The sequence below is a fragment of the Ramlibacter ginsenosidimutans genome (genome assembly GCF_016654015.1).
Taxonomy (GTDB): domain Bacteria; phylum Pseudomonadota; class Gammaproteobacteria; order Burkholderiales; family Burkholderiaceae_C; genus Ramlibacter; species Ramlibacter ginsenosidimutans.
This window is the reverse complement of the sequence record NZ_JAEPWM010000011.1, coordinates 61,846-73,211: the sequence shown is the minus strand read 5'-3', so window position 1 is coordinate 73,211 and position 11,366 is coordinate 61,846. Positions and strand designations below refer to the sequence as shown.

Below are 11,366 nucleotides of genomic sequence, written 5' to 3'. Positions count from 1 at the left end.
GGGCAATCAGGATTGGGACGAAGGGGCGGAAGCAGCGGCGGCGGGCGGTGCAGGCTCGAAGGCCTCCCACCCACCGCCCAGCGCCTTGTACAGGCGCACGCTGTCCAGCAGCAGTTGCGTGTGGCTGTCGTTGGCCGCGAGCCGCACGTTCAGGCGCGTGCGCTGCGCATCGAGCAGCGGCAGCAGGTCGATCTGGCCGCGGTGGTACAGCGATTCGGCGCGCTGCAGCGCGGAATCCGCGGAGCTCGCGGCCTGGCGCATGGAGGCTTCGCGCTCGCGCTCGTCGTGCAGCACCACCAGCGCGTTCTCCACGTCCTCCAGCGCGCGCACGATGCCGTCCTCGTAGCGCAGCGCTGCTTCGTCCTGTGCGCTCTGGGCGGCGTCGTTGAGCGCGCGCGTGCGGCCCGCGTTGAAGATCGGCATCGCGAGCAGGCCCGTGACGTTGGTGAAGCGCGCGGCGCCGAGGTCCACGCCATTGAGCTCCAGGCCCTCGCGCCCGAACATCGCGCCCAGGAACAGGCGCGGGAACCATTCGGCCGCCGCCTGCTGCCGGCGTGCGTTGGCGGCATCCAGTTGCGCATTGAGCGCGAGCAGGTCGGGTCGGCGTTGCAGCAGCGTCGCGGGCTGTCCGGCGTGCGTGGGCGGCACCGCGGCTTCCCCGGTCCACGGCACGATGGCGCCGGCGCGGCTCGCCTGGTCGCCGATCAGCACGGCGATGCGGTGGCGCGCGATCGCGGCCGCCGATTCCAGCGGCGGGATCGCCGCGCGCGCCGTGCCCGCCTCGGTCTGGGCGCGTTCCACGTCGAAGGGGGTGGCGAGTCCGGCGCGCTGGCGTGCGCTCACGAGGCGCAGCGTCTCGTCCTGCGCCGCGGAGATGGCGCGCATGGTCTCGAGCTGGCGCTGCGCACCGACGAGGGTGAAGTAGTTCGTCGCCACGTCGCTCACCACCAGCAGCCGCACGCCTCGCACGCCGTCTTCGGCGGCCAGCGCATCTGCGCGTGCGGCTGAGGCGCCCGCACGCAGGCGGCCGGAGAGGTCCAGCTCCCACGAAACACCGAGACCCGCATTGCCCGTCTTCGCATCCGGCACGAGCTGCTTCACGGCATCGGGATGGCGGGTGTCGCGGTGCACGCCGGACGCGGAGAGATCGACGCTGGGGAACAGCGCGGAGCGGCTGATCGTCTCGCCGGCGCGCGCGGCACGCAGCCGCTGCGCCGCCATGCGGATGTCGCGGTTCTCGCGCGCGGCACGCCGCACGAGGTCGGACAGCGCGGGATCGTGGAAGCTGTCCCACCAGGCGACGGCGGCTTCTTCGGCCGCGGCAGGAGCGGAGGTGAACTGCGCAGGTACGTCCACCGAAGGGTGCGCGTTGGGTGTCGCGCAGCCGGCGAGCGCCAGGGCCGCGGCGATGGCGAGCGCCGCCGGGGCGCGTTGCGAAGGATTCAGGAGCGGCATGGGTGTGGTGAGCGGAGAGACAGGCAGTCAGCGTAGGGACGCGGCGCCTCGAAGTCGTCAGGGAAGCGTCGTCTTTGCGTCGCCATCGGGCGCGGACTCGAGGTCGCGGGCGATCGATGCGAGCAACTCGCCGCCGGACGCGAATTCGCGCTGCTGTCCGGTGACCAGGTTCTCGATCCGGCCCGCGAGCTCGCCCGGGGTCGCATCGCTGCGCATCTTCAGCACGTACGAGCGGCGGTTCGGATACTTCGATTCGGGTTTGAGGGTCATGGCAGGGTTCTCCGGGATCGTGGGGCGTGCACAGGCATGCAGCGATGGTGATCGCCGCCGGCGCGCCTGTCGTCAGCGCGGCGTCGCGTTTCGGTCGGGAAGGGGTCAGGCCGCGGCGAGCAGCGCGCGGGCCTTGCGGGCCTGAGGCGTGTCGGCGGCTTCGGGAAGCTGCGCGAGCAGCGTGGCGAGTTCCTGCCGCTCGCCGGCTGCGGCATGGTGTTCGCAAAGGGCCAGCAGCGCCAGCAGTTCGTGCCAGGGCGCCTGCTGCTCGCGCGCTTCGGCGAGCGCGCGGTACACGGCCTCTTCCGATGCGGCCGCATCGCCGCGCTGGCGCGCGATCGCGGCCTGCAGCAAGCACAGTTGCGGCAGGTACACGCGTTCGCCGCGCGCCTCGACGATGGCCAGCGCCTGCGCGAGCTGTTCGCCGGCGCCTGCGCAGTCGCCGGCGAGCAGCAGGGCCTCGGCCGCGTAGCCCAGGATCTCGCTGCCCCCGGACAGCATGCCGAGCGCGGTGTTGGCCTCGTAGGCCGCACGGATGCGCGCGAAGCCCTCGCGCGCCTGTCCCTGGCGCGCCTGCGCCCAGCCGCGATACCACTCGACGGGATTGCGTGCCTGCGTGAACGCGGCCTCCTCCGAGAGCTGCGCCATCTCCTGCGCGAGCGCCGCGACGCGTTCATGGCGGCCCAGGCGGATCTCCAGCATCGCTTCCATCCAGATCGCGAGCACCAGCGCCGCGGGCGACGACAGCTGCTGCGCGCGCGCGCGCGCATCCTGGATGTGCGCGTGGGCTTGCCGCGTGAGGCCGAGATGGAAGCACTGGAGCGCAAGCAGCCCCAGCAGCATCACCTGCGGCTGCGCGCCGAAGCCGGCGTCCGCCTTCGCGTCCGCGGCCGCCAGGGCCGGCAAGGCGCGCTCGATCCACTGGCGCGCGATGCGCGGCCGCCCCTTGAGCATGTGCACGTCGCCTTGCACGTAGCAGGCCGTCAGCAGCAGCACGGGATCCTCGGTGAGCGACCACAACGCGGCTGCGCGTTCGGCCAGGGCGAGCGCCTCGTCGTATTCGGCCCGCTGGCCGAGGACGAAGCCCAGGCCGTCCAGCAGCAGGCCGCGCAGGCGGTGATCCGGCGCCTCTCCGAGCAGCGCGTACGCGCGCTGGTAGGCCTTCTTGGCGTCGCTGCCGAAGCCGTGCACGTGCACCGACGCCAGCCCGCGCAGCGTCCACAGGGTGATCGCCAGGCCGTTGCGCTCGTCGCCCGCGCGCATGCTTTCGAGCAAGGGCAGCGCGCGATCGACCAGCGCGAGGCACTCCCCGGGACTCAGGAGCTGCAGCGATGCTTCGGCGGCTTGCGCGTAGTAGCGCAGCGCGGTGACCGGCTCGCGGCCGCGCTCGAAGTGCATCGCCAGTTCGGCCGCGGCGACTGCATGCCCCGCGGCGCGCTGCGTCTCGAGCACCGCACCCGCCCGGGCATGCAGCTGCACGCGCACGGCGGGTGCGGTGCGTTCGTAGAGGACCTGCCGGAAGAGCGCGTGGCGGAACGCGTAGGGACGCTCGGCCGAGACATCGGTCGTCGATCGCGTGAGCCAGAACTGCGCGCGCGCGAGCCGCTCGCAGCGCTCCGCGGCCGAGGCCAGCTCGCGGCCCGTCATCTCGGCGACCGCTTCGGCCTGGAACTCCATGCCGCAGACCGCCGCCGCGGCGAGCAGGTCGCGATCGTCCTTGTCCAGGCGCGCGAGGTACTGGTCGATGATGGCCGCGAGATTTTCCGGCACGCCGACCCCCTCGAGCTGCTCGTGCGGCGCCGCGGGTCCGACCTCCTCGCCCCGCGCGAGGACGTCGCCCAGGAGTGCCGCCACGAACAGCGGCACGCCGTCCGTGCGTTCGTGCAGACCATGCACGAACGCCTCGTCCCCCGCGAGGGCGCCGGACGCCTGCGCGACGTAGTCGGCGACCTCGCGCTCGGAAAAGGGGTCGAGCACGACCTCCTCGCACAGGCGATGCACGCGCAGTTCGTGGCGCAGTGCGTTGACGGGATGGTTGCTCGCCACCACTTCCGCCAGCCGGAAGGTGGCCACCCACAGCAGGCGGGCGCGGTTGCGCCGGCGCGCCAGGTAGTCGATCAGCTGCAGCGTGGAACGATCGCTCCAGTGCAGGTCCTCGGTCACCAAGAGCAGCGGCCGGTCCTGCGCATAGCGATCGAGCAGCTCGCCCATCTCGCGCAGCATGCGTTCCGGCCCGACGCCGGAGAGCTCCCGCCGCAGCGCATCGCGCTCCTCCGGCGGGCTCAGCCACGGCAGTTGCAGCAGCCACGTCGGCGCCACCATGCGCAGCAACGCGGGTAGCTGCGGATCGTTGCGGGACAGGTCGGCGAGCGCCTCCAGCACGGGGAGATAAGGCTCGCCGGTGCCGTAGTGCTCGACGCAATGCCCGCGCGCGCAGGCGGCGCCCGCGATGCCGCTCACGAAGCGGTCGACGAGCGTGGTCTTGCCGATGCCCGGCTCGCCGGCGACCCACACCAGCGAACGCTTGCCGGCGGCGGCGGCGGCCCATGCGCGATCCAGGCGGCCGAGCGCTTCGGCGCGGCCGACGAAGGAAGGAGCGGCAGGCCGCTGCGTCGGCGTGAAGGGTTCAGGAACGACGGCCGCTTGCAGCGCGGTTGCGGCCGTCGGTGCGATGAAGCGGTAGCCGCGCCTGGGCACGGTCTCGATTACGCGTGGCGCGCGCGGGTCGTCGCTCAGAACCGTGCGCAAGTCGCTGATCGCCGTCTTCAGGACGGATTCGCTGACGAACTGGTGGCCCCAGACCGCATCGAGCAACGCGTCCTTGGTGAGCAGGGAACCCGGGCGGCGCGCGAGGGCGCACAGGAGGTTGAACGGCGTCGGCGCGAGGGTCAGGGGCTTGCCGCCTTGCAGCAGCCGCGCGTTGGCTTCGTCGAGCTCGAAGTCGCCGAAGCGCACGCGCAGAGGGTCGGCGCCGGAAGCAGGAGAGCGTGCCATGTCCGGTCCTCCCGACATGCGTTGCCTTGCCGGCATGGTACTGCGTCAGGTGCGGGTGCGCACAGGCGACGGCCTGCCGCACCCGCGGAAGGGACGCGTCACCGCGCCGCCGTGGCGACGCCGTGGTCCACCGGCGTGCTGCGGTGCTGCGCCCGCCAGGTCGCGCCGCCGTCCTCGCCGCCGAGCGCGTGCACTGCCTCGCGCGCGCTCGTGTACTCCTGCTGCACGTCCGCGCGCGGGCGCGTGGACTGGAAGGTGCGCAGCGGGTTGTAGGCGATCGACCAGGGGTTCACGCCCGAGCGCTGGTACTCCGCCAGTTCCTTCTGCACGTCGGCCCTGCTGCGCGTGGAGACGATGGGATGCGGATCGATGCTGATGTCGCCGGCCAGCCCGGTGTCGGCGAACGCGGCATGGCCGAAGAGAGTGGTGGCCACGAGGGCACCGAAGACAAGAGAGCGGTTCATGGAATCTTCCTTTCAATGCGTCCAACTCGGACCCATGAAGGTTAGGGTTGGCAGCCTCGCGCGTCGTCAGCGATCCGTCGCCCTTCGGTCGGTGTTCCGTGAAGCCGCTTGCTGCCATCACGCGCTCGCCACCGCCTCGCTTTCGTCGCGCGCCGCGTGCACGGAATCGGCTGCAGCGAGCTGCAGCACGGCGCGTCCCGGCCGGCCGGCGCGCACGTGCTCGAAGCCGGTGGCGGCGGCGTCCAGGCCGCCCGTCCAGCCGATCGGCAGGCGCAGGCCCGCCGCATAAGCCGCACGCATCGCGTCGAGCGCCGACTCGTCCGGCCGGAACACCGCCAATGGGCGATGGAACGGCGCGTCTGCTCCGCCGACCACTTCGATTCGTACTTCCGCTTCGCGACCGGCGACGAGGTGCTCACCAGCACCGAACTGGACGCATTCCTGGCCCGCGCGGACGACATCGAACAGGTAAAGGCCACGCTACGCGGCGCCGTAGCCGTAACTCGCCGGTCAGGCGGCACGAAGGCTGCCGTGTGGCTCGACGAGTTAAACACGCATTCAGCGCGCGTGGAACGCGACAAGGCCGGAGAGCTAGTGAGTCTCTGATTCAAGTCCACCGCCGGTGCAGGTGCTGCGGTGCTGACTCAGCACAGGAGGCGTTGGGTGCAAGCAGATGACGCTGGCGCGCGGCGGTTTCGAGCAGTTCGGCAGGACCACCAAGAGGGCAGCGTTCCTGGCCGCGATGGACCAGGTCCTGCCCTGGGGCGAGTTGTGCGCCTGCTCGAGCCGTACTATCCGAAAGGCGGCGGCCGCGGCCGCCCGCCGGTGGGCCTGGAGCGCATCTGCGCATCCCCTTCCTGCAGCACTGGTTCAACTTGAGCGACCCGGCCCTCGAAGAAGCGTTGTACTAATCGCTGTCGATCCGGGAATTCGTCGGCATCGATCCGGGGCACGAGCCGGCGCCTGACGAGTCGACGATCTGAAAGTTCCGCCACTTGCTGGAGCCCCATGAACTGGGCCGCAAGATCTTCGAGCAAGTCGGCGTGCACCTGCAGGTCAAGGGCTTCCGGCTGAGCACCGGGACAATCGTAGATGCCACGTTGATCGCTGCGCCGAGTTCGACCAAGAACTCCAAGGGCGAGCGTGATCCGGAGATGAAGCAAGCCAGGAAGGGCAATCAGTGGTACTTCCGGATGAAGGCCCACGTCGCGGTGGATGCGAAGACCAAGCTGATTCACCATGTCGTGGCCAGCTCGGGCGCAGTGCACGACGGCAAGGTTGCAAGAAGCAACAAGGTTGGACAACGCGGGCGCCGGCTCCTAGGCTGAGTGCCCCTTGCACGCGGGAGATCTTCCATGGCGGATGCGGATGCGGCTGCGGACGCCGGGGGCGGCGCGAGCGATCGCGACCGGCGTCCGGCCCTGATCACGTCGATCAGCGCCGTGACGCTGGCGACCCACCACATGGCCCGCTCGGTGCGGTTCTACGCCGCGCTGGGCTTTCCCCTGCGCTATGGCGGCGAGGCCGCGTCCTTCAGCAGCTTCAGTGCCGGCAGCGGTTGCCTGAACGTCACCACCGAAGGCGAGGAGCGCGACTGGTCCTGGTGGGGCCGCATCGTCTTCCATGTCCGGGATGTCGACATGCTCTACGACCAAGCCCTGGCCGCCGGCCTGGGGCCGGAAGCACCGCCGCTCGACGCCACCTGGGGCGAGCGCTACTTCCACATCGCCGACCCCGACGGGCACGAACTGAGTTTCGCGACGCCGCTGCGCTCGCGTCCGGCGGCAAGGCGCCCGCGCCGCGCGGCGGCGGCGGGCTGATACACGCGCGATACGCGCGCATCCCCCCCTGACACAGGGTGATTACATGGCTTCGGCAGATTCACTTTCCGGCCAGGCTCGCCGACGCCAGGCGCCAGCGCGCCACGCGGCTTGCGCCTGACGCGTCGCGGCGCGCCCACCGGTTCGTCTTGCGGCTCCATCGATGAAGGAGAACACCATGTCAGACCAGATCGTCTCCACCTTGCGGCAGGCCCTGCGCGGAAGCGTCCTCGGGCCCGACGACGCCGACTACGACGCCGTGCGCGCCCTCTACAACGGCATGATCGACAAGAAGCCGCGCGTGATCGCCCGCTGCGTGGATGCGGCGGACGTCATCACCGCGGTCAACCACGGCCGCGACCAGGGCCTGCTGATCGCGATCCGCGGCGGCGGCCACAACGGCCCCGGCCTTTCAAGCTGCGACGACGGGCTCATGATCGATCTGTCGCTGATGAAGAGCGTGCGGGTCGATCCCGCGGCCGCGACGGTGCGGGTGGAGCCGGGTTGCACGGGAGGCGACGTGGACCACGCCACCCATCCGTTTGGACTCGCCGTGCCGTTGGGCATCGTCTCCAGCACGGGCGTCGCAGGCCTGACGCTGGGCGGCGGCACCGGCTACCTCACGCGCAAGAACGGTCTGACGATCGACAACCTGCTCGAGGTGGACATGGTGCTGGCCGACGGCAGCTTCGTGACGGCCAGCGAGCGCGAGCATCCCGACCTGTTCTGGGCAGTGCGCGGCGGCGGCGGCAACTTCGGCGTCGTCACCAGCTTCCTGTTCAAGGCGCACCCCGTGCGCATGGTCTACGCGGGGCCGATCTTCTGGGAGGCCACGCATGCGAAGGAAGTGATGAGCGCTTACCGCGAGTTCCTGCCCACCGCGCCGGAAGACCTGGGCATCTTCGTCGGGCTGAAGACGGTGCCGCCGATGGACCCGTTCCCGAAGGACTACTGGGGACGCCGCGCCTGCGCCATCATCGGCGCCTACAACGGCAGCGCAGCCGACGGCGAGGGCGCCATGGCCCGGCTGCTGCAAATCCTGCCGCCGCCCATCTTCAACTGGATGAGCGAGGTGCCGTTCCCGGCGATCAATGCGATGTTCGACCCGTTCTTCCCCAAGGGCCTGCAGTGGTACTGGAAGGGCGACTTCGTGAGCACCCTGTCGGACGCCGCCATCGAGACGCACATCGCGCAGGCCGCCAAGGCGCCGAGCGACCTGTGCCTGATGCACCTGTACCCGATCGACGGTGCCGTGCGGCGCGTCGCGAAGGACGCGACGGCGTGGAGCACGCGCGACGCGACCTGGTCCATGGTGATTGCCGGCATCGATCCTGACCCGGGCAAGGCCGAGGCGCTCAAGGCCTGGGGACGCGCGTACTGGAAGGCGGTGCACCCCTTCAACCAGGAAGGCGCCTACGTCAACTTCATGATGGACGACGAAGCCGACGGCCGCGTGCAGGCCACCTACGGCGACAACTACCCGCGCCTAACGACCGTCAAGAGGCGGTACGACCCGCAGAACCTCTTCCGTGTGAACCAGAACATCCGGCCTGGGGTCTGACGGCCGGCCTGCGGCCGGGCAGGGGAACCCGCCTTTGCGGGCGGGCGCAAGAGGAGTAATTCGAACGCGCCGGCTCCGCATGGTGCGCGGCCGACGCGCAAGATGAGGAGTCCCCATGGCCGATACCTCCGTCCTGGTACACGGCGCCTGGCACGGCGGCCTTCGTCGAGACCAGCAGGCCGACGTCGTCGCCACCAGTTCTTCCGGCGCCGGATAGGGGCCGTTGAGAGCGGCCGACCCGGTACGCTGGTGCGGCCCCATTCAACTACTTAGATTTCCGTTTGCTCGGAGATCTCCAGAGCGTCATCTACTTCGACGCCGAGGCACCTAACGTCGTTGCACGCGGGTCGTGCCGCCGGCGTATGGCTGGTCCCGGGGTACAGCGGTCGTCCGGCCGAGCGGAACGCGAACGGCAGGTTTCAGTTGCCACAGCCGTTCAACGCGCCAAGCCTATGCGGCAGCACCCAGTCTGAAGCGGTCATTTCATTCGGCGCACACATCTTGGTGCGGCGGCGCGCCCGAGGGTTAACGCATGCTAATGAGGCATTTACGCGCGTGAAGAATCCGTCATGTGCAACTAGCTTGGACGCGAGTTGCGCAGAACGTTGACAGCGCGGCACCGAAAGACGCGCCTACGGGCGTCAGGCCTCGCGCCGCGCTTGCCTTGGTTGCCCCAGCCGCTCCGATGCTGTCTTGGCTTCGTGCAAAGGTGCCCGACGTGCGCAATTCGCTGTCTCGATCGAGGAGGCCGAATGGCGGCACTTCACTGCACCCCCACACAGTAGTACTCAATTGGAGGACGCTATTGCGGTGACTTGCTGGCGGTCATTTGCACAGAATCAGTACACGACGCCTTGTATCAAGCATTCCTCAATGGACCCGGCAACTTGGAGCATTCACGGACCTAGCAGTTGCACTCCTTGAGAGCTGTTCCGATGGAAAAGGTGACTGCCCGATGGAAGGTCAAGTCTCGCACGCAAAGATCATGCGAGTTATTTGCTCTTTACTTCCGTGTGACCTGTGCCGAAGTCACGGGCGCATCAGAACGACGCCTGAGCGCGTTTCGGCTTGTCGTCAGGTAGATGCAACTAGGGGTACCCTTTGCTGTCAGGCGTCGACGATGCTGCGACCTATAGTTAGTGCCACCCGTGGATGGTGACTTCCGCACTAACCGTTTCGGGACTAAATGCGAATCCGCACCGCATAAAGTGCAGCAGCGGCGGTGAAGAACGAGCTGATCTGGCAGCTTGCGCGGCTCACCGGCCGTGCGCCTCACGGGACTTAACAGCTTGCCGCAACGACATGCCAACGTGAAGCTAGCCGCGCAGCGACCCTGACCCACAGCAGTTCGGCGTCCGTGACTAGCTCCAGTTGATGGTGGGAGAAGGTACCTCGGCGAGCACGGCCGCCTGGATCGGTCCAGACGCACAGGAGCAACACCCCGATCGCGAACTTTACGGACATCAAAGGTCCACCATCCTTTAAGCGGACCAAATTTCCCTCTGAAAAGCCGTGCTGCGGATTGACCACGCCGGATTCTAATCAAATGTGCGTCGGTCTAGAGCTCAGGAGTGTCGAAAACTACCGCTTACGGCTGTCGTGCGAACGTCTGGAGCAAATCCAATAGTCCTTTTGGGCTCATTTTGTCGAAAACGGAATCTGCGCCAAACTGCAAGCAACGTTGCTTCACTCCGTCGGTGGCGAAGCCGCTGAACACCACCACCGTGCGTTCGGCCGCAGTTGCTTGGCGTGCTGGATCACGCCATACCCACTGCCGTTAGACAAGATCAAGTCGACGATGAGCAGGTCCCATCCCCCACGTAATCCGCCATCCAGAGCTTGGCCTCAGCTTCTCCTTTGGTGGTGCCGCCCGCGCCAACCCGACATTGGCAACTCGGTCCTCCAGAACAGTGGGCATTCCTCAACGAAGGGCGCCGGGCGTCCGCTCAGTGCACTTTTGACTTACTTAATTCCCGGCGCCGACTCACATTCATGTTAATTGATCACGAACTTGTCGAAGCTGATCACGCGCTGACGTGGCGTGTGGAGTGTGGTGCTTCGAGCGGCCCCTAGACTCTACAGATGGAGAACCGGACAACAGTTGCGATCGCTGACGACGACGCATTCATTCGGACGACGGTGGGATATGTACTGCGTCGCGCACAAGACTTACATGTTGTCGCTACCGTGAACGATGGCTCCGAGGCTGTTGCGCTTGCCGTGACGGGAGAGATCCAAGTCTTGGTATTGGATCTCGACATGCCGAACATGGACGGGCGGGAAGCGCTACGAAGGATCCGAAAACTTGCGCCCGAGGTGCGCGTCATCATCCATTCCGGTCGCCCCGCCGAAAAAACTGCTCGCGCGATGCTTAACGCCGGCGCTTGCGCGTATTTGGAGAAGCCGTGCGCCTTTGAACTCCTCGTTGAAACGGTCCGTAGGGTCGCAGGGAGCAGCCTAGCAACGTAGAAGCGGTCAGAGCGCTGCTTCCGCCATCAGGCGCATCGCTTCGTTGAGCAGTGAGTTCGCTAACGACCTGGCGTTGCTAACCTCGTCCATCAGCTCCTTTGAGGGTGGAGGTCTACGGTTGGCAGCGAAGGCCGCCCAGGCATCTTTCAGCCTTCTCTCAGCACTGCTGGCGATTTCATCAGCAGCCTGCCAGTCTCTGATCGTTTGCTGTGCAAGATGCAGCATCGACCAATGCTATTCAAACCCGCCGACATCATGTGATCTGAAGGTGTAATACGTATCCATCTTTAGGCGAACTTCGGCAAGTCAGACGCGATTGCAGTGGGTCTCTAA

11 protein-coding genes and 1 pseudogene are annotated in these 11,366 nt (G+C 67.8%); 5 read left to right on the top strand and 7 right to left on the bottom strand.

What is annotated here, in order from left to right; genetic code table 11:
- Positions 1–6: 6 nt before the first annotated feature.
- The 5 genes from JJB11_RS21385 to JJB11_RS21365 all read right to left on the bottom strand — a co-directional run bounded on the left by JJB11_RS21385 (position 7) and on the right by JJB11_RS21365 (position 5,522).
- Positions 7–1,455 carry an efflux transporter outer membrane subunit gene (locus JJB11_RS21385; protein WP_201176363.1) on the bottom strand — a complete coding sequence of 483 codons (1,449 nt, stop codon included), beginning with the start codon at positions 1,453–1,455 and terminating at the stop codon, positions 7–9.
- Positions 1,456–1,512: 57 nt separating this feature from the next.
- Positions 1,513–1,725 (bottom strand): hypothetical protein, encoded by a 213-nt coding sequence (locus JJB11_RS21380; RefSeq protein ID WP_201176362.1) that lies wholly within the window; start codon positions 1,723–1,725, stop codon positions 1,513–1,515.
- Positions 1,726–1,830: 105 nt separating this feature from the next.
- Positions 1,831–4,719 (bottom strand): ATP-binding protein, encoded by a 2,889-nt coding sequence (locus JJB11_RS21375; protein ID WP_201176361.1) that lies wholly within the window; start codon positions 4,717–4,719, stop codon positions 1,831–1,833.
- Between the two features lie 98 nt (positions 4,720–4,817).
- Entirely contained in the window at positions 4,818–5,183 is a 366-nt protein-coding gene (locus tag JJB11_RS21370; protein WP_201176360.1) for a DUF4148 domain-containing protein, read from the bottom strand.
- Between the two features lie 117 nt (positions 5,184–5,300).
- Positions 5,301–5,522 (bottom strand): hypothetical protein, encoded by a 222-nt coding sequence (locus JJB11_RS21365; RefSeq protein ID WP_201176631.1) that lies wholly within the window; start codon positions 5,520–5,522, stop codon positions 5,301–5,303.
- Positions 5,523–5,528: 6 nt separating this feature from the next.
- Here JJB11_RS21365 and JJB11_RS21360 point away from each other — a divergent pair, with 6 nt between their 5' ends.
- The 4 genes and pseudogenes from JJB11_RS21360 (at position 5,529) to JJB11_RS21345 (ending at position 8,564) form a co-directional block, all read left to right on the top strand.
- The gene (locus JJB11_RS21360; RefSeq protein WP_201965012.1) at positions 5,529–5,789 is read left to right on the top strand and encodes a hypothetical protein; all 261 of its coding nucleotides are present in this window, start codon (positions 5,529–5,531) and stop codon (positions 5,787–5,789) included.
- 67 nt (positions 5,790–5,856) lie between these two features.
- Positions 5,857–6,454, top strand: a pseudogene (locus JJB11_RS26185) (IS5 family transposase); the annotation flags it as partial.
- A gap of 84 nt (positions 6,455–6,538) precedes the next feature.
- Positions 6,539–7,003, top strand: coding sequence for a VOC family protein (locus tag JJB11_RS21350; RefSeq protein WP_201176357.1), 465 nt, complete (start codon positions 6,539–6,541; stop codon positions 7,001–7,003).
- 178 nt (positions 7,004–7,181) lie between these two features.
- Entirely contained in the window at positions 7,182–8,564 is a 1,383-nt protein-coding gene (locus JJB11_RS21345) for an FAD-binding oxidoreductase (RefSeq protein ID WP_201176355.1), read from the top strand.
- 1,281 nt (positions 8,565–9,845) lie between these two features.
- Here the strand turns inward: JJB11_RS21345 and JJB11_RS26680 are convergent.
- Entirely contained in the window at positions 9,846–10,094 is a 249-nt protein-coding gene (locus JJB11_RS26680) for a DUF2158 domain-containing protein (RefSeq protein ID WP_201176354.1), read from the bottom strand.
- A 552-nt stretch (positions 10,095–10,646) separates the two neighbouring features.
- Here JJB11_RS26680 and JJB11_RS21335 point away from each other — a divergent pair.
- Entirely contained in the window at positions 10,647–11,033 is a 387-nt protein-coding gene (locus JJB11_RS21335) for a response regulator (RefSeq protein ID WP_201176352.1), read from the top strand.
- Between the two features lie 6 nt (positions 11,034–11,039).
- Here JJB11_RS21335 and JJB11_RS21330 read toward each other — a convergent pair whose 3' ends face one another.
- Positions 11,040–11,258 carry a hypothetical protein gene (locus JJB11_RS21330; RefSeq protein WP_201176348.1) on the bottom strand — a complete coding sequence of 73 codons (219 nt, stop codon included), beginning with the start codon at positions 11,256–11,258 and terminating at the stop codon, positions 11,040–11,042.
- Between the last annotated feature and the right edge of the window lie 108 nt (positions 11,259–11,366).

Coding starts and splice junctions, on each gene's coding strand:
- JJB11_RS21370 (WP_201176360.1), bottom strand. CDS start 5,183: ATGAACCGCTCTCTTGTCTTCGGTGCCCTCGTGGCCACCACTCTCTTC.
- JJB11_RS21380 (WP_201176362.1), bottom strand. CDS start 1,725: ATGACCCTCAAACCCGAATCGAAGTATCCGAACCGCCGCTCGTACGTG.
- JJB11_RS21385 (WP_201176363.1), bottom strand. CDS start 1,455: ATGCCGCTCCTGAATCCTTCGCAACGCGCCCCGGCGGCGCTCGCCATC.
- JJB11_RS21350 (WP_201176357.1), top strand. CDS start 6,539: ATGGCGGATGCGGATGCGGCTGCGGACGCCGGGGGCGGCGCGAGCGAT.
- JJB11_RS21335 (WP_201176352.1), top strand. CDS start 10,647: ATGGAGAACCGGACAACAGTTGCGATCGCTGACGACGACGCATTCATT.
- JJB11_RS21345 (WP_201176355.1), top strand. CDS start 7,182: ATGTCAGACCAGATCGTCTCCACCTTGCGGCAGGCCCTGCGCGGAAGC.
- JJB11_RS21375 (WP_201176361.1), bottom strand. CDS start 4,719: ATGGCACGCTCTCCTGCTTCCGGCGCCGACCCTCTGCGCGTGCGCTTC.
- JJB11_RS21360 (WP_201965012.1), top strand. CDS start 5,529: ATGGAACGGCGCGTCTGCTCCGCCGACCACTTCGATTCGTACTTCCGC.
- JJB11_RS21330 (WP_201176348.1), bottom strand. CDS start 11,258: ATGCTGCATCTTGCACAGCAAACGATCAGAGACTGGCAGGCTGCTGAT.